The sequence below is a fragment of the Massilia sp. 9I genome, assembly GCF_902506415.1.
Taxonomy (GTDB): Bacteria; Pseudomonadota; Gammaproteobacteria; order Burkholderiales; family Burkholderiaceae_D; genus Telluria.
Map to the genome: position 1 here is coordinate 3,424,246 of NZ_LR733275.1, position 16,161 is coordinate 3,440,406.

General features: G+C 67.6%; 15 protein-coding genes. 11 read left to right on the forward strand and 4 right to left on the reverse strand.

Annotated elements, in window-relative coordinates:
* The first annotated feature begins 140 nt into the window (after nt 1-140).
* The 3 genes from tssE to tssG are packed head-to-tail and all read left to right on the forward strand — an operon-like array spanning nt 141 to nt 3,543.
* Nucleotides 141-641, forward strand: a complete 501-nt coding sequence (gene tssE, locus GV068_RS15310) for a type VI secretion system baseplate subunit TssE (protein WP_159699436.1) — start codon at nt 141-143, stop codon at nt 639-641.
* A 2-nt stretch (nt 642-643) separates the two neighbouring features.
* Nucleotides 644-2,485 (forward strand): type VI secretion system baseplate subunit TssF, encoded by a 1,842-nt coding sequence (gene tssF / locus GV068_RS15315; protein ID WP_159699439.1) that lies wholly within the window; start codon nt 644-646, stop codon nt 2,483-2,485.
* Nucleotides 2,449-3,543, forward strand: coding sequence for a type VI secretion system baseplate subunit TssG (gene tssG, locus GV068_RS15320; RefSeq protein WP_159699442.1), 1,095 nt, complete (start codon nt 2,449-2,451; stop codon nt 3,541-3,543). Before tssF ends, tssG begins: the two co-directional genes overlap by 37 nt.
* Nucleotides 3,544-3,546: 3 nt before the next feature.
* Here tssG and GV068_RS15325 read toward each other — a convergent pair whose 3' ends face one another.
* Nucleotides 3,547-3,954 (reverse strand): DUF2750 domain-containing protein, encoded by a 408-nt coding sequence (locus tag GV068_RS15325; RefSeq protein ID WP_201303296.1) that lies wholly within the window; start codon nt 3,952-3,954, stop codon nt 3,547-3,549.
* 155 nt (nt 3,955-4,109) lie between these two features.
* Here GV068_RS15325 and GV068_RS15330 point away from each other — a divergent pair, with 155 nt between their 5' ends.
* The 3 genes from GV068_RS15330 to GV068_RS15340 are packed head-to-tail and all read left to right on the forward strand — an operon-like array spanning nt 4,110 to nt 5,737.
* Nucleotides 4,110-4,466 carry a nuclear transport factor 2 family protein gene (locus GV068_RS15330; RefSeq protein ID WP_159699445.1) on the forward strand — a complete coding sequence of 119 codons (357 nt, stop codon included), beginning with the start codon at nt 4,110-4,112 and terminating at the stop codon, nt 4,464-4,466.
* Between the two features lie 42 nt (nt 4,467-4,508).
* Nucleotides 4,509-5,354, forward strand: a complete 846-nt coding sequence (locus GV068_RS15335; protein ID WP_201303297.1) for a helix-turn-helix domain-containing protein — start codon at nt 4,509-4,511, stop codon at nt 5,352-5,354.
* Between the two features lie 35 nt (nt 5,355-5,389).
* The gene (locus GV068_RS15340; RefSeq protein WP_229464226.1) at nt 5,390-5,737 is read left to right on the forward strand and encodes a YnfA family protein; all 348 of its coding nucleotides are present in this window, start codon (nt 5,390-5,392) and stop codon (nt 5,735-5,737) included.
* A gap of 2 nt (nt 5,738-5,739) precedes the next feature.
* On the opposite strand, the gene GV068_RS15345 is transcribed toward GV068_RS15340, so the two are convergent.
* Nucleotides 5,740-8,439 carry a PAS domain-containing protein gene (locus GV068_RS15345; protein WP_159699448.1) on the reverse strand — a complete coding sequence of 900 codons (2,700 nt, stop codon included), beginning with the start codon at nt 8,437-8,439 and terminating at the stop codon, nt 5,740-5,742.
* Nucleotides 8,440-8,595: 156 nt separating this feature from the next.
* On the opposite strand from GV068_RS15345, the gene GV068_RS15350 reads away from it, so the two are divergent.
* Nucleotides 8,596-10,848 carry a PhoX family phosphatase gene (locus GV068_RS15350; RefSeq protein ID WP_229464228.1) on the forward strand — a complete coding sequence of 751 codons (2,253 nt, stop codon included), beginning with the start codon at nt 8,596-8,598 and terminating at the stop codon, nt 10,846-10,848.
* A 137-nt stretch (nt 10,849-10,985) separates the two neighbouring features.
* Nucleotides 10,986-11,435 (forward strand): hypothetical protein, encoded by a 450-nt coding sequence (locus GV068_RS15355; RefSeq protein ID WP_159699454.1) that lies wholly within the window; start codon nt 10,986-10,988, stop codon nt 11,433-11,435.
* Here the strand turns inward: GV068_RS15355 and GV068_RS15360 are convergent.
* Nucleotides 11,432-12,325 carry a LysR family transcriptional regulator ArgP gene (locus GV068_RS15360; protein WP_159699457.1) on the reverse strand — a complete coding sequence of 298 codons (894 nt, stop codon included), beginning with the start codon at nt 12,323-12,325 and terminating at the stop codon, nt 11,432-11,434. The two genes, GV068_RS15355 and GV068_RS15360, sit on opposite strands and share 4 nt — an antisense overlap.
* An 89-nt stretch (nt 12,326-12,414) precedes the next feature.
* Between GV068_RS15360 and GV068_RS15365 the strand changes: the two genes are divergently transcribed.
* Both GV068_RS15365 and GV068_RS15370 read left to right on the forward strand, forming a co-directional pair.
* The gene (locus tag GV068_RS15365) at nt 12,415-13,032 is read left to right on the forward strand and encodes a LysE/ArgO family amino acid transporter (RefSeq protein WP_159699460.1); all 618 of its coding nucleotides are present in this window, start codon (nt 12,415-12,417) and stop codon (nt 13,030-13,032) included.
* A gap of 51 nt (nt 13,033-13,083) precedes the next feature.
* Nucleotides 13,084-14,145 (forward strand): nitronate monooxygenase family protein, encoded by a 1,062-nt coding sequence (locus GV068_RS15370; protein ID WP_159699463.1) that lies wholly within the window; start codon nt 13,084-13,086, stop codon nt 14,143-14,145.
* On the opposite strand, the gene GV068_RS15375 is transcribed toward GV068_RS15370, so the two are convergent.
* Nucleotides 14,142-15,047: a LysR family transcriptional regulator gene (locus GV068_RS15375; protein ID WP_159699466.1), complete on the reverse strand. Its 906-nt coding sequence runs from the start codon at nt 15,045-15,047 to the stop codon at nt 14,142-14,144. The genes GV068_RS15370 and GV068_RS15375 overlap by 4 nt on opposite strands.
* Before the next feature lie 100 nt (nt 15,048-15,147).
* Between GV068_RS15375 and GV068_RS15380 the strand changes: the two genes are divergently transcribed.
* Nucleotides 15,148-16,155 carry a zinc-binding alcohol dehydrogenase family protein gene (locus GV068_RS15380; RefSeq protein ID WP_159699469.1) on the forward strand — a complete coding sequence of 336 codons (1,008 nt, stop codon included), beginning with the start codon at nt 15,148-15,150 and terminating at the stop codon, nt 16,153-16,155.
* The last annotated feature ends 6 nt before the right edge of the window (nt 16,156-16,161 follow it).

The following is a 16,161-nucleotide window of genomic DNA, read 5'->3' on the forward strand; positions in this document are numbered from 1 at the left end:
TTGGTCGGAACGACTCTCCAGAAACCATAACAACGGGAAAGGGTTGCCCATGTGAAGTTGATCAAACGTTGGCGCTAACGTGCGTGGCAACATCGGATTTCGTTTTTTGCCATCCACACGGCCGCTCGAAGGGGACGCCAATGAAGGGATACACGCCGGGCTTGTTCGATCGTCTGCTGGGAATGCCGAACCGCGGACCTGGAAAAGGCGCTGCGCAGCGCCTGACCATCGACGAGTTGAAGGACACGGTCGCGCGCGACCTCGAAGCCCTGCTCAACACGCGCTCCACCATCCCCGAGGGTTCCCTCAAAGCCTATCCCGAATGCAGCCGCTCGATGGTGACCTATGGACTGGGCGACTTCGCCGACCGCTGCCTGTCGAGTCCTTCCGACCGCGCGTCGATCTGCGCCAGCATCGAAAAGACCATCGCCTGCCACGAGCCGCGCCTGCGCAACGTGCGCGCCAACCTCGACCTGCAGGGCGAGTCGGTGAACCGCCTGAACTTCTCGATCACGGCCGTGCTGGTGGCCAGCGTGTCGCAGGAGCCGGTCAACTTCGATGCGGTGCTGACGCCGTCCACGCTCCAGTACAGCATCAGCAAGGCCGGCAAGGCCGCGCGCACCGCGCCGCTCGGAGGGTGACGATGGAACAGATGCTGCCTTATTACGAAAGCGAACTCGGTTACCTGCGCCGCAACCTGCGCGAATTCGCCGAGCGCTATCCGCGCATCGCCGGACGCCTCCTGATCAGCGGCGAAGTGTGCGAAGACCCGCACACCGAGCGCATGATCGAATCCTTCGCGCTGCTCAATGCGCGCATCGCCAAGCGCCTCGACGACGACTATCCCGAATTCACCGAAGCCCTGTTCGAGGTGCTGTATCCGCACTACCTGCGGCCCTTCCCTTCGTGCTCGATCGCGCGCATGGACTTCGGCGGCGCCGCCAAGCAGGCAGGCAGCAGCGTGATCGCGCGCGGCACCCAGCTGAATACCCGACCGGTGCGCGGCGCGGCCTGCACCTTCCGTACCGTGTATCCAGTCACGGTGGCGCCGCTGGCGCTCTCGCGCGCACGCTTCTCGGCCATCATCGACGCTCCCGAAGCGGTGCGCCTGCCGGGCAATGCGTCCTCCAGCATCAGCCTCACCCTGTCCTGCACCGCCGAGCAGGGGGCGATCGCCCAGCTCGAGTTGCCGGCGCTACGCGTCTTCATCGATGGCGAACCCTCGTTCTGCGCCGCCCTGCGCGACGCCCTGTTCATGCGCAGCGTTGCCGCCTATGTCGAAGCCGACGACAGCGGGCGCTGGACCCAGCTGGCCGCGATTCCCGTGCAGGCAGCCGGCTTCGGCGAAGAGGAATCCCTGATCGATTTCCCGGCGCGCTCGCACGCCGCCTACCGCCTGCTGACCGAGTACTTCTGCTTCCCCGAGAAGTTCAACTTCTTCGATATCGACTTGCGCGCGCTGGCCGCGCAGGCGCCGGCCGGGGCACGTACGCTTACCCTGCACCTGGCGCTCACCGGCCTGCGTTCGGATTCGAACATCGCGCGCATGCTGGGCACCCTGTCCACCAACAACGTGCTGCTGGGCTGCACGCCGGTGATCAACCTGTTCCGCCAGCGCGGGGAACCGATCCGCGTCACCCACACCACCGCCAGCTATCCGGTGCTGGCCGACGCCCGCCGCGCCTTTGCCTACGAGGTAGTTGCGATCGAATCCCTGAGCCTGATCCGCCAGACCCCGCAGGGCGAAGCGCTGGTGCAGTTCCGCCCCTATTACGCGCTGAAGCACGCGCAGACGCCGGAGGACGCCGGCCACTATTACGCGATCCGGCGCGACGAATCGCTGGCCGACAAGAGCCCGGGTTTCGAGACCCAGGTGGCGATCGTCGACATCGACTTCGATCCGGCCGAGGTGGAGACCGACACGCTCAACATCGAGCTGACCTGCACCAACCGCGACCTGCCCGCCGCCCTCAGTTACGGCCAGCAGGGCGGCGACCTGTTCCTGGAAGGCGGCTCGAGCCTGCGTTCGATCGCCTTCCTGCGCAAGCCCTCGTCCTCGTACCGTTTCGCGCGCGGGCGCGGCGCCCACTGGCGGCTGATCTCGCACCTGGCGCTCAATCACCTGTCGCTGGCCGACGGCGGCGTCGACGCCTTCCGCGAGATGCTGGCGCTGTACGACCTGCCGCGTTCCCCGTCCTCGCAGCGCCAGATCGGCGGCATCAAGGCGATCGCGCAGCGTCCCACCACCGCCTGGCTGGCCGGGAATCCCTTCACCTGCCTGGTGCGCGGGGTCGAAGTACGGCTCACGATCGACGAGGAGGCGTTTGTCGGCAGCGGCATCCACGCCTTCGCCCAGATCGTCGAGCGTTTCCTGGCCCTGTACGTGCACGCCAACAGCTTCACTCAACTGGTGATCGCATCCAGCAAAACCGGAGAGGACTTATTCACATGCCAGCCACGCAGCGGCGATTTGAGCCTGCTGTAATCGAGCGCCTGTTCCGCGAGCCCTACCGCTTCGAGTACGTGCAGGCGGTGCGCATGCTGGAACTGTGGCTGCGCCGCCGCGGCAAGCCCTCGCATGATCTGGTGGCGCAGTTCCTGCGCTTCCAGAATTCGGTGTCGCTGGGCTTCCCGGCCAGCCAGTTGGAAAGCGTGCAGGCCGAGCCGCGCGAGCTGGGCGCCCAGCCGCAAGCGCTCGCCGCCGCGCTGCAGGATGGGGCGCTCAAGTACCTGCGCCTGACGCCCGCCTTCATGGGCCTGCTGGGCGGCCAGGGCGTGCTGCCGCTGCACTACACGGAGCGCATCGCCGAGCACCAGTCACTGGAAAAGGGAGAAACCGAGGTGGAAGGTGCGCGGGCCTTCCTGGACACCTTTTCGAACCGCTCGCTGGCCCTGTTTTATGCGGCCTGGCGCAAGTACCGGCTGGCGCTGCAATACCAGCTCGACGGCCAGGACGCCTTCCTGCCTTTGCTCCTCAGCCTTGCCGGCCTGGGTGACGGTGCGCTGCGCCGGCGCCTGTCGGGTAATGAAGAAGGCGCGGTGCTGGACGAGTCGATTGCGTATTTTGCTTCTTCGGTGCGCCAGCGTCCGGCCTCGAGCGTGCAGCTGGCGCGCGTGCTGTCCGAGTACTTCGGGCAGCACATCGTGGCCGAGCAGTTCGTCGGCTGCTGGTACGACGTGCCCGCCGCCCAGCAGACCATCCTCGGCAGCGACAATGCGGTGCTGGGCGCCGGGGCCATCGCCGGCGCCCGCGTCTGGCAGCGCGACCTGCGCCTGCGGCTGGTCGTGGGACCACTCGACCGGGCCGGCTTCAACGGCTTCCTGCCCGGTGGCCTGGCTGCGCGCGCCCTGCGCAGCATGCTGGCGATGTTTACCGGCCTGTCGCTCGAATACGAAGTGGAACTGGTCTTGCTGGCGGCCGACGTGCGCAACGTGCGGCTGGCGGGCGAGGAAGGGCGGCTGGGCTGGGATGCCTACCTGGTCGAGGGACTGCAGACCGAGGACCGGCGCGACGTGCGCTACGAGCTCGATCCGATGTTGTAAAGCTCAGTGCTTGTCCATCTCGCGTTCGAGGTCGACCCGCAGCATGGTGGGTGTCGGCGTCAAGCCGCGGTCGCCCGGCGTGTAGAAAATGCCGGGCAAGACGCCGTCTTCTTCCAGCTGGGGCAGCAGGTCGCTCATCAGGTCGTCCAGCGGGAAGGCGTGCGGCTCGTAGCCGTCCCATTCGTATTCCGCGCACAGGTCGGCGAACTCGCTGGCCGGCCACATGGCGAACACCAGGGTGCCGTCGTCGGTCTTGGCCAGCGCCCAACCGTCGCGGTACAGCCCCCATACCTCGTTCGTCTGCGCCACCTGCTCGACGAAGCGCAGGTAGCGCTGCTGGGCCGGCAGCGTGACCACGTCCGCCAGCTGCTGCGCGCCGAGCTTGATTGCCGATAGTGTCTGCTCGCTCACCTTGTCACACCCGATTTGATTGGCTACCCGGCGAGGATACGCCGGATTGAAAATCGGTGGCGCAGGGCTTCCATTACCTGCGAGGTAATCGCCAGCTCCTGCCGCGTTGCCGAGAATGGCACCTGTCGAAACGCCAACCACCACAGGAGAAGATCATGAACAACGCAAGCAGCATCGCCCGCCAGTACCTGGACGCCTGGAATGAAGCCGATGGCGCCGCCCGCCGCGCCCACGTGCGCCAGCTGTTCACCGCCAATGCCCGCTACGTCGACCCGATGATGCAGGGCAGCGGCCACGAAGGGATCGAATCCCTGATCTCCGGCGCCCAGCAGCACTTCCCCGGCCACCGCTTCGAGCTGGCGGGCGTCCCGGACGGCCACAACAACGTGGTGCGCTTCTCCTGGACCCTGCGCGCGCCGGACGGCGACAGCGTCGCCCACGGCACCGATATCGCCGTGGTGGCCGGCGACGGTCGCCTGGCCAGTGTCACCGGCTTTCTCGACAAGGCTTGAGATCCGGGCCACAATCGGCCGCAATCATGATAGGGAGGACGCGTGGATACCGCCGCAGTGGAAAACCAGTACTTCAGCGATTTCGCCGCCGCGCTGCGCTACTGGCGCGGCAAGCGCGGGCTGAGCCAGCTGCGGCTGTCGGTGGACGCCGGCATCTCGCAGCGCCACCTGAGCTTCCTGGAGACGGGCAGGGCGCAGCCGGGGCGCGATCTGATCCTGAAACTCGGCCTGGTGCTCGACATCCCGCTGCGCCAGCGCAACGCCATGCTGCTGGCGGCCGGCTTCGCGCCCGCCTACCGCGAGCGCAGCCTGTCCGATCCAGAACTGGCGTCGGTGATGCAGGCGCTCGACTTCATGCTGGCCCAGCAGGCGCCCTATCCGGCCCTGGTGGTCGACCGCCTGTGGAACCTGGTGATGGCCAATGAACCGGCGGCGCGCATGATGCGCTGGTTCCTTGGCATGCCGGCCCACGCGCCGATCCCGCGCGACGGCTCGGTCAACGTCCTGAAGCTGACCCTCGACCCGAACGGCCTGCGCCGCCACCTGGTGAACTGGGAAGACGTCTGCACCGACCTGCTGCAGTGGGTGCAGCGCGAAGCCATGGGCGATGGTCCCGGCAGTGAGGCCACGCGACTGCTGGACGAGCTGATGGCGCTGCCCGGCATCGCCGCGGCCGCGAGCGCGCCCAACCTCGACCGCCGCGCCCTGCCCTTCCTGCCGGTTCAGTTAAAAAAGGACGAGGTCACGCTGAATTTGTTCACGACGATCACCACCTTGGGCACGCCGCACGACGTCACCGTGCACGAATTGCGCCTGGAATCCTTCTTTCCCGCGGATGCCGCCAGCCGACAGTGGTTCGAAGCGCAGGCGGCCGTGAAAGGCGGCTGAGGATAAGATAGGCGTTTTCCACAGCCGTCCGCGCGATGCCTTTCGACCTCTTGCCCCTCGGCCGCATGGCCGGCCTGTTCTTCGTGACCGCCATCGCCGAGCTGCTCGGCTGCTACCTGCCGCTGCTGTGGCTGACCGGGAAGGGTTCCGCCTGGTTGCTGCTGCCGGCGGCCTTGAGCCTGGTCGCCTTCGTGTGGCTCTTGACCCTGCATCCCGCCGCCAGCGGCCGGGTTTACGCCAGTTATGGCGCGGTCTACATCGCGACCGCGCTGGCCTGGCTGTGGGTGGTGGACGGGATCAAGCCGGTATGGACCGACTATGCCGGCGTGGCGCTGGCGCTGGCCGGCGCCGCCTGCATCGCGCTGGGACAGCGCCAGGCCTGAACTCAGGTGCGCAGGCCGGCCAGCAGTTCCTGCACCACGTCCAGCTGCACCGGCTTGGTCAGGTGGTGGTTGAAGCCGGCCTCGTTCGACTTGCGGCGGTCGCTTTCCGCACCCCAGCCGGTCAGCGCCACCAGCACCAGGTCCCGCAGGCCGTCCAGCTGGCGCATGGCGCGTGCGGTGTCGTAGCCGTCCATGCCGGGCATGCCGATGTCGAGGAAAGCCACCTGCGGCCGGAACGCGCGCGCCACCGCCAGGGCTTCGATGCCGTCGTGCGCGACCAGGGTGGTGTAGCCGCAGGCTTCCAGCAGCATCGACAGCGTGGTCGCGGCGTCGATATTGTCGTCCACCACCAGGATGCGCGCGCCTTCAGCAGCGACGCTGGCGGCGGCGTCCGCGGCCAGTGCCGGCGCGTCCTGGGCGCCATTCGCCAGCGGCAGGCGCACCGTGAACACGCTGCCGGCCTGGGCGCCGCCGCTGGCGGCCGATACCGTCCCGCCGTGCATCTCCACCAGGCGCCGCACCAGCGACAGGCCGATGCCCAGGCCGCCCTGGGCGCGCTCGAGGTGGTGCCCGACCTGGCTGAACATCTCGAACACCATGCTAAGGGCTTCCTGCGGGATGCCGATCCCGTTATCGGCGACCTCGATGACGGCTTGCTGGCTTTCGACCTGCAGCGACAGGCGGATGCGCCCGCCCGCCGGGGTGTACTTGGCCGCGTTGTTGAGCAGGTTGGCCACCACCTGGGCGATGCGGGTGACGTCGACCTCGGCCGGCACCTCGGCGTCCGGCATGTCGACCGACAGTTCGTGCTGCCCGGTCTCGATCAGCGGCAGGCTGGTCTCCACGGCGCTCGACAGCACGCCGCGCAGGTCGGCGTGTTCCTTCTTGAGTTCCAGCTTGCCGCCGCTGATGCGGGCGACGTCGAGCAGGTCGTCGATCAGGTGCACCATGTGGCTGACCTGGCGCTCCATCATCTCGCGCACCCGCGCCACCGAGGCGGCGTTGTCGCCCTTCAGGCGCATTACCGACAGGCCGCTGCGGATCGGCGCCAGCGGGTTGCGCAGCTCGTGCGCCAGCGTGGCCAGGAACTCGGTCTTGCGCTGGTCGGCCTCGGCCAGGTCCCTGGCCAGCTTGACCAGGGTCTCCTCGGATTGCTTGCGCGCCGTGATATCGGTGAACAGCAGCGCCACCCGCCGGCTTTCCGGGCCCCCAAGGCGGTTGGCGTACACGTCGAACCAGCGGTCCATCGAAGGCGCTTCGCTTTCGAAGCGCACCGGCTCGCCCGTGGTGGCGACCCTTCCATAAGTTTCGAACCAGAACCCGTCCAGGCCCGGAACCAGTTCCTTCGCCGTCCTGCCGATCGCATCGTGCAGGCCGGTGTGGGCTTCGAACATTGGATTCATCTCGAGGAAGCGGTAGTCCACCGGGCGCCCCTCTTCGTCGAAGATCATGTCGAAGATGCAGAAGCCCTGGTCGACCGACTCGAACAGGGTGCGGTAGCGTTCCTCGCTGGCGCGCAGCTTCTCGGCGGCGCGCCGGCTTTCGGTGGTGTCGACCACGATCGCCACCAGGCCCTGGAATTCGCCGTCCGGGCCACGCAGCGCGTTGACGCTGCTGGTGGCCGGCATCGTGCTGCCGTCGGGACGCAGGTATTCCTTGTCGACCACCACGCCGGTTTCGCCGCCGCGCAGCAGGCGCACCGCATCCAGCGTCACCGGCACCGAGTCCGGCGCTGTGACGTCGAGCACGCTCGCGCCCAGCAGCTCGGCTTCGGAACGCTGCACCATCTCGCAGTACTTCTGGTTGACCAGGCAGATGCGGCCTTCCGGATCCATCTGCACCACACCGGTCGCGGCCTGGCTGACGATCTTCTGGAAGCGTTCGCGGCTCTCGTACAGTTCGATTTCCGCCAGCTTGCGGTCGGTGACGTCGAAGCCGTGCACCAGGATGCCGGTGACGCGGCCATCGGGATCGCGCAGCGGCATGTAAACCTGGTCGACGAAACGCCGCTCCAGCGGGCCGCCCGGCTGGCGCTGCAGCATCACCGCCACATCCGTGCCGTGCACCGGCTCGCCGCTGCGGTAAACCCCGTCCAGCAGTTCGATGAAGCCCTGGCCAGCGATTTCCGGCAGCGCCACGCGCAGCGGCAGGCCGACCGAGGTGCGTCCGCCCACCAGCTGCAGGTAGCGCTCGTTGACCAGTTCAAACACGTGGTCCGGACCGGTGACGACGCACATGAAGGCTGGCGCCTGGCGGAACACGTCCTTCATCATCTGGTTGGCGGCGCGCAGTTCGCGCACCAGGCCGGTGCGCTCCTGCTCGGCCGCCACCTGGTCGGTGATGTCGCGCGAGGCGGCCAGCAGGCCGTGTTCGCCCACGCGGCTGACCGTGACGTCCCACCATTTCGGGGTGCCGCCGGCCGTCGGGCAGGCGGCGCGCAGGCGGCCGATGCCGGTCGCGCGGGCCGCCGCCATCGCGGCCTCGACGCCGGGCCGGCTTGCTTCCGGCCACAGGGCGAGCCAGGGCTGGCCCAGCACGGCCTCAATACTTCCGAGCTCCATGGCGCGCAGGCCGTTGCCGTTCATCGTGACGATACGGCCGTCCGCGTCGAGCAGCTTGACGCAATCGGGACTGGCTTCGAACAACTGGTGGCCGAGGGTGGCCGGGTCGAGCGCCTGCACGGCGTCGCGGTGGTCCTGCATGCTGGATTCCTTGTTGGGTACCAACAGTATATCCGGACCAGTTTCTGCCCGTCGCCGGATAGCGGATGTCACACAACTGTTATGGAATGGTCACGAAGCAGTCATGTGCGCTACCTACCATGCACGGACTTTTTCAAACAACCCACAGGATCTCTCGTGAACAAGCCGACCGACTTCGCCCGCATCCCTGTCGACCACGACATCGATACGCATGCTTCGTCGAACGAACACTTCAGCACCGTCCTGGAAGCCCGCCTGAGCCGCCGCAGCCTGCTGCGCGGCGGCGCCGCCACGGCCGCTTCCGCCCTGCTGGGCGCCATCGGCCTGAGCGGCTGCGGCGGCTCGGACAATGACACCGTCACCGCCCCGATCCCGCCGGTCAACAACACGCCGCAGGAAAAGCTGCTCGGCTTCGCCGCCGTCTCCAAAAGCCTGGCCGACACCGTGGTGGTCCCGGCCGGCTACACCGCCAGCGTCCTGTACGCGCTGGGCGACCCGCTCACCGCCAGCGCCGCCGCGTACAAGAACGACGGCACCGACACCGACTTCGAGAACCGCGCCGGCGACCACCACGACGGCATGGAATTCTTCCCGCTCTCCGCCACTGGGGGCGCCTCCACCACGGTCAACGACCGCGGCCTGCTGGCGATGAACCACGAAGCCACCACCGACGAAAAGCTGTCCTCGCACTTCGTGCACGCGAACGGCGGCACCCAGAGCCTGCCGCGCCCAGCGCTGGAAGTGGACAAGGAAATGGCGCTGCACGGTCTGTCCGTGGTCGAAGTACGCCTGGCCGGCGGCAAATGGGCCTACCAGAAGGATTCGAGCTTCAACCGCCGCGTGCACCAGCAGACCGAGGTCGAGATCTCGGGCCCGGTGCGCGGCAATGCGCTGGTGATCACCAAGTACTCCACCAACGGCACGAAGATCCGCGGCACCCTGAACAACTGCGGCACCGGCAAGACCCCGTGGAACACCTACCTGTCGGGTGAAGAGAACTGGTCGGGCTACTTCACCCGCGCCGCGACGGACGATGCGGCGCGCGGCAACGACAAGAGCGTCGTCTCGCTCAAGCGCTACGGCCGCGATGCCGGCGCCGCCTCGCGCCACGGCTGGGAAACCGGCGGGCTTGATGACAAGTACCAGCGCTGGAACATCAGCCGCAAGGGCGCTTCGATCGACGGCAGCGACGACTACCGCAACGAGATGAACGGCATGGGCTACATCGTCGAGATGGATGCCTACGACAAGACCCGCCCAATCAAGAAGCGCACCGCGCTGGGCCGCTACGCGCACGAGAGCGCCGTGTTCGGCAAACCGGTTGTGGGCCAGCCGCTGGCCGTGTACATGGGCGACGACTCGCGCAACGAGTACATCTACAAGTTCGTCTCGAACGCCGTGTGGGCGGCCGCCGACGCAAACCCAAGCGACCGCATCGCCACCGGCGACAAATACCTCGACAGCGGCAAGCTGTATGTGGCGAAGTTCGCCGCCGACGGCAGCGGCCAGTGGATCGAACTGTCGATCGCCAACAGCGCGATCGCCGCCTACGCCGGCTACAAGTTCGCCGACCAGGCCGACGTGCTGGTCAATGCACGGCTGGCCGCCGACGCCGTCGGGGCCACCAAGATGGACCGCCCGGAATGGTGCTCGGTGCACCCGGGCACCGGCGAGATCTACTTCTCGCTGACCAACAACAGCAACCGCCGCGTCGAGCCGAGCGGCTCCAGCCAGTCCGCCCCGGACGGCCCCAACCCGCGCGTCTACACCGACATGAAGGGCACGACCGCGCAGGTGGGCAACCCGAACGGCCACATCATCCGAGTCAAGGAAGGCGCTACGGGTTCGACCGCCACCGGCTTTACCTGGGACGTCTACCTGTTCGGCGCCGAATCCGGCGCCCCGGCAGGTACCGTGAACCTCTCCAGCCTGACCGCCGACCAGGACTTCTCGAGCCCGGACGGCCTGGCCTTCACCCCATCCACCGGCATCTGCTGGATCCAGACCGACGACGGCGCCTACACCGACGTTACCAACTGCATGATGCTGGCCGGCCTGCCGGGCACCGTGGGCGACGGCAAGAAGGTGACGCTGAACCATGCGCGCGCCAACGGCACGACCCTGGCGGTGGACACCTACGTCGGCAAGGCGGCCAGCGCGGACACGCTCAAGCGCTTCCTGGTCGGCCCGGTCGGCTGCGAGATTACCGGCATCGCCGAGACCCCGGACGGCAAGGCCCTGTTCGTGAACATCCAGCACCCGGGTGAAACCACGGCGTCAAGCAACATCGCGGACCCGGCCAAGTACACCAGCCAGTGGCCGTCGAACGCGGGCTATGGCGCCGGCAAGCGTCCGCGCTCGGCGACCATCGTCATCACCAAGAATGACGGTGGCCGGATCGGCAGCTGAACGACACCGGTCTTAACTTCTCCATCTTTGGGGCTGGACGTGCAGGCGTCCAGCCCTTTTTTTCGTCCATCGCAAGAAGTTCATGCGCAAGGCGTGCCAGCATCGGAAATGCGCCATTCCCGCCGCAGGAGCCCGCCATGCTGACCGTCACCCTCCCCACCTATCTGCGCATCACGCGCGCCAGCGCCCTGTTCGACATGCTGATCATCGCGCCCTTCGCCACGCCCTGGAGCTTCGGGCTGCTGTATCCGCAGCTCTCGAATCTCAACGTCTGGTTGGGCGGCGGGCCGCTGGCGCCCTTCGCCCCTATCCACATCCTGATCACCTGCCTGATGGGCAGCCTGGTTCTGCTATGGTCCGTGCGGCGCTGGCTGGAGCCGAGCCTTGAGCTGGGACGCTACGACGGCGCCGGGCGCTTCCTGTTCGCGACCTGGATGGTCTGGGCGCTAGTCCTCGGCCGGCTGCCCGTGGTCTGGCTGTTCCTGGCGCCGGAACTGCTGTGGGGCGTGGCCCAGTGGTGGCCGGTGGCGCCCGCGCGCAGGCCGCAGCGCAGCAACAAGCCGGGCCTGAAGCTGGTGCGCGCCTAGCCAGGCTGCTGCAGCACCGCGCGCGCCGCCTTCACCAGCGCCGCGCCCATGCGTTCCAGCCGCGGCGGCTGCACGCGCCAGGCGTGCCAGTACAGCGGCACGTCCACGTACAGATCCGGTGCCAAGTCGACCAGGCTGCCGGCCTCCAGCATGGCGCCGCACTGCTCCATCGGCAGCATCCCGTAGCCCATGCCGATGCGGATCGCATCCACGAAGGGGTCGCTGGCCGGTACGTAATGGAAGGGATAGGCCCCTTCCGGCAGGCCGAAATGGCGCAGCAGGAAGGCAGATTGCAGCGAGTCCTTGCGGTCGAACACGACCACCGGCGCGCGCCGCGCGGTCTCGCGGTTGAAGCCGTCGGCGAACCACTGCGCCGCGAAATCCTTCGAGGCCACCATCCGGTAGCGCATCAGGCCGAGCGGGCTGACGCTGCAGCCGTGCATCGGCGTCGCCTCTCCCGCCACGCAAGCCACCACCCGGCCCTGCGCCATGAGCGCGAAGGTGTGGCCCTGGTTGTCGAGCACGAACTCCACCAGCAGTTCCTCGCTTGCGAGGATCGGTGCCAGCAGCGGCAGCAGCCAGGTCGCGAGGGTGTCATTGTTGACCGCGATGGCCACCCGCACCGGCCCTTCGTCCATGCCCATCTCGGCCAGGAATTCGGCTTCCAGCAGGCTCGAACGGCGCAGGTACTGCAGCAGGCGCGTGCCCGGGCCGGTCGGGCGGCAGGGCCGGCTGCGCACCAGCAGCGGCGTGCCGAAGTCCTGCTCCAGCGCCGAGATGCGCTGCGAGACGGCCGAGGGGCTCAATGAAAGCTGGGCGGCGGCCAGTTCCAGGCTTCCGGTATCGACGGCGGCGAGGAAGGCGGCGCTGCGGCGGGGATCGATCTGCATCAGTTTTTCTTAACTAAGTTCAGAAATCATGAATATATTTGAATTTAGGCACCGTTTGGATGAGCATGGTGACTTTCGTGAGGGGCATCATGTTTTCGCAACAGGTTTTTCTGCAGGGGCTGGGCTTGGGCGCCAGCCTGATCATGGCCATCGGCGCACAGAACGCGCACGTGATCCGCACCGGCGTGCGCGGCCAGCACATGCTGCCGACGGTCCTTACCTGCATCGTGGTCGACGTGGTGCTGATCGCACTCGGGATCTCGGGCCTGGGCGCGCTGGTGGAGGCCTCGCCCACCCTGATGGCGGTGGCGCGCTACGGCGGCACGATCTTCCTCGTCTGGTATGGCTGGCGCTGCTGGAAGAGCAGCCTGCAGGGCGGCGCTTCGCTCGAGCTATCTAACGAAGCGAAGACGCTCACTCTCGGGCGCGCGCTGGCCACCGTACTGGCGCTGTCCCTGCTCAACCCGCACGTCTACCTCGACACCGTGGTGCTGCTCGGCGCGGTCGGCAGCAGCCTGGCCGGCGACGCCAGGCCGTCCTTCGCCCTCGGTGCGATGACCGCCTCGGTGCTGTGGTTCTCGGCGCTCGGCCTTGGCGCGCAGCGCTTCGCTTCCGTGCTCGGCCGCCCGGCCGTGTGGCGCGTGATCGAAGCCTGCACCGGCTCGCTGATGCTGGTGCTGGCGTATCTGCTGGTGCGCGGAGCGTAAGCGCGCCGGTCTGGCTATACTCATGGCTGGACCCTGAACCGGAGCCGCATCATGCGCCACGACCTGCTGTCGAAGCTGGACATCCGCTACCCCATCATCCAGGCCCCGATGGCGGGCGTCTCGACGCCGGCGCTGGCGGCCGCCGTCTCCAACGCGGGCGGGCTCGGCTCGATCGCCGTCGGCACCGTCAACGCCCAGCAGGCGCGCGCGGCGATCGCCACGGTGCGCGAGAAGACCGACCGTCCCTTCAACGTCAACGTGTTCACCCATGCGCCGGCCCACAGCGACCCCGCGCGCGAAGCGGCCTGGCTCGACTGGCTGCGCCCGCACTTCGCCCGCTTCGGCGCCGAGCCGCCCGCCGCCCTGAGCGAGATCTACCGCAGCTTCCTGGCCGACGAAGCCATGTTCCAGCTGCTGCTGGAAGAGCGCCCGGCCGTGGTCAGCTTTCACTTCGGCCTGCCGCCACAGGCCTGGATCGACGCGCTCAAGGCCGCCGGCATCGTCCTGTTCACCACCGCGACCTCGCTCGACGAAGCGGTGCGTATCGAAGCGGCCGGCATCGACGTGATCGTCGCCCAGGGCATCGAGGCGGGCGGGCACCGCGGCATGTTCGACCCCGCCCAGCCCGACCCGGCGCTGCCCACCTTCGAGCTGCTGGAACAGCTGCTTGACAAGGTATCGCTGCCGCTGGTCGCAGCCGGCGGCATCATGGACGGCAGGCAGATCCGCACTGCCTTCTACCACGGCGCCAGCGCGGTCCAGATGGGCAGCGCCTTCATCGCCTGCCCCGAATCCTCGGCGCCGCCTCACCACCGTGCGCTGATCGCCCAGGGCGAAGGCCTGCGGACGGAACTGAGCGCCGTCATCTCAGGACGTCCGGCGCGCGGCATCGTGAATAAACTATTTAGCGAGATCGGCGCCGAGGGCCACCCGCCACTGCCGGACTACCCGATCACCTACGACGCCGCCAAGGCCCTGCACGCGGCGGCCTCCAGCAAAGGCAACCAGGACTATTCCGTCAACTGGGGCGGCACCAATTTCGCGCAGGCGCGCGCCCTGCCGGCGGGCGAACTGGTGGCCACCCTGGCAGCCGAGATGAACGAAGCTGCCTAAATGCTGCGCGCGAGGGGCCGGCAGCGCTCCTCGATCAGCGCGTGCAGCAGCTTTACCGCGGGCGAGAACTGCTTGCGGTGCGGGCAGACCAGGTTCAGCGGCGTCAGCTCGCCCACCACCTCCGGCAGCAGCACTTCCAGCCGCCCTTCCATCACGTCGGCGCTGACATCGAGCCAGGATTTGTAGACGATGCCTTCGCCGGCCAGTCCCCAGCGCCGCACCACGTCGGCATCGTCGCTGACGAGGTTTCCCCGCACCTGCACCAGGCGCGCCCCTTCCTGCGTCGGGAAGGACCAGCGGTCGTAGGTGCGGCCGCGCAGGCGGTACTGCAGGCAGTTATGTGAAGCCAGTTCGTCGAGCGAGGCGGGACGGCCGTGGCGCGCGATGTAGGCGGGCGAGGCCACCAGCACGCGCCGGTTGTCAGGCGCGATCGGCAGCGCGATGAAGCTGGCGTCGTCGATCTGGCCGTAGCGCACCGCGATGTCGACCGGGTCGCGGAACACGTCCGCCACCTGGTCCGACACCAAGAGCTGGATGTCGAGCTTGGGGTGCGCCCGGCGAAATTCGGAGATCCAGGGCAGCAGCAGGTTGCGCCCGAAATCCGACGGCGCGGCGATCTGCAGGGTTCCGCTCAGGGAGGCGGCATCGCCCCGGATGCCCTCTGATCCATCGCGCAGGGCCTGCAGCGCGTCCTGGGCGAAGGGCAGGTAGCGCTTGCCCTCTTCGGTCAGGCGCAGGCTGCGCGTGGAGCGCGCGAACAGGCGGATGTCGAGCTCGCGCTCGAGGCGCTGAATTGCCGCGCTGGCCTGGCCGGGCAGCAGGTTGACCTCGCGCGCGGCCTTCGAAAAGCTGCCGAGGGCAGCGGAACGGACGAACATCGCCAGGTCGTCAAGCCGGATCATTTTCTCTCTAGCTGTGAAAGTGAAATCGCTCCAGGCCGGTTTTTCCTGCCTGGAGTGCTAATTAGAATGCCCAGCAAGTGAAAATTACTGGAGATTCAACATGAAAGCAGTAGTGTATACCCAGCACGGCCTGCCCATCAGCGACCCCCAGTCGCTCAAGGATATGGAACTGCCGATGCCGCTGGCCGGTCCGCACGACCTGCTGGTCGAAGTGCGCGCCGTCTCGGTCAACCCGGTCGACACCAAGATCCGCCGCGGCGTGGCCGTCACCGAGCCGCGTGTGCTGGGCTGGGACGCGAGCGGCATCGTGCGCGGCGTCGGCGCCGAGGTGACCCTGTTCAAGGAAGGCGACGAAGTCTTCTACGCCGGCTCGCTGCTGCGCCCGGGCTCGAACAGCCAGTTCCAGACGGTCGATGAGCGCATCGTTGGCCGCAAGCCCGCGACGCTGGACTTCGCCCAGTCGGCCGCCCTGCCCCTGACTGCGATCACCGCTTGGGAACTGCTGTTCGACCGTCTCAAGGTGCTTGAAGGCGGCGGCGCCGGCAAGTCGCTCCTGATCATCGGCGCGGCCGGCGGCGTCGGCTCGATCCTGGTGCAGCTGGCGCGCCAGCTGACCGCGCTCACCGTGATTGGCACCGCCTCGCGCGACGAGACCCGCAACTGGGTGCGCGAACTCGGCGCCCACCACGTCATCGACCACGGCCAGCCGCTGCGCGCTCAGCTGGAGGCGCTCGGCATCCCGGCGGCCGACATCGTGATCAGCCTGACCCACACCGACCAGCACTACGACGCCATCGTCGACGTGCTGGCGCCGCAGGGCCAGTTCGCCCTGATCGACGATCCGGCCCAGCTCGACGCGGTGCCGCTCAAGCGCAAATCGATCTCGCTGCACTGGGAACTGATGTTCACACGCTCGATGTTCGAGACGCCGGACATGATCAAACAGCACGAACTCTTGAGCCGCGTGGCGGACATGGTCGACGCGGGCAGCCTGCGCACCACCCTGGGCCAGCACTTCGGCGTCATCAACGCCGAGAACCTGCGCCGCGCCCACACCCTGATCGAGAGCGGCCGCGCGGTCGGCAAGATCGTGCTCGAACATTTTTAAGTCAAA

What these genes read in the sequence shown, in the direction of transcription:
- tssG (WP_159699442.1), top strand. Translation starts at nt 2,449, where the DNA reads ATGCCAGCCACGCAGCGGCGATTTGAGCCTGCTGTAATCGAGCGCCTG.
- tssF (WP_159699439.1), top strand. Translation starts at nt 644, where the DNA reads ATGGAACAGATGCTGCCTTATTACGAAAGCGAACTCGGTTACCTGCGC.
- GV068_RS15365 (WP_159699460.1), top strand. Translation starts at nt 12,415, where the DNA reads ATGTTTTCGCAACAGGTTTTTCTGCAGGGGCTGGGCTTGGGCGCCAGC.
- GV068_RS15360 (WP_159699457.1), bottom strand. Translation starts at nt 12,325, where the DNA reads ATGCAGATCGATCCCCGCCGCAGCGCCGCCTTCCTCGCCGCCGTCGAT.
- GV068_RS15330 (WP_159699445.1), top strand. Translation starts at nt 4,110, where the DNA reads ATGAACAACGCAAGCAGCATCGCCCGCCAGTACCTGGACGCCTGGAAT.
- GV068_RS15340 (WP_229464226.1), top strand. Translation starts at nt 5,390, where the DNA reads ATGCCTTTCGACCTCTTGCCCCTCGGCCGCATGGCCGGCCTGTTCTTC.
- GV068_RS15370 (WP_159699463.1), top strand. Translation starts at nt 13,084, where the DNA reads ATGCGCCACGACCTGCTGTCGAAGCTGGACATCCGCTACCCCATCATC.
- GV068_RS15380 (WP_159699469.1), top strand. Translation starts at nt 15,148, where the DNA reads ATGAAAGCAGTAGTGTATACCCAGCACGGCCTGCCCATCAGCGACCCC.
- GV068_RS15355 (WP_159699454.1), top strand. Translation starts at nt 10,986, where the DNA reads ATGCTGACCGTCACCCTCCCCACCTATCTGCGCATCACGCGCGCCAGC.
- GV068_RS15375 (WP_159699466.1), bottom strand. Translation starts at nt 15,047, where the DNA reads ATGATCCGGCTTGACGACCTGGCGATGTTCGTCCGTTCCGCTGCCCTC.
- GV068_RS15345 (WP_159699448.1), bottom strand. Translation starts at nt 8,439, where the DNA reads ATGCAGGACCACCGCGACGCCGTGCAGGCGCTCGACCCGGCCACCCTC.
- tssE (WP_159699436.1), top strand. Translation starts at nt 141, where the DNA reads ATGAAGGGATACACGCCGGGCTTGTTCGATCGTCTGCTGGGAATGCCG.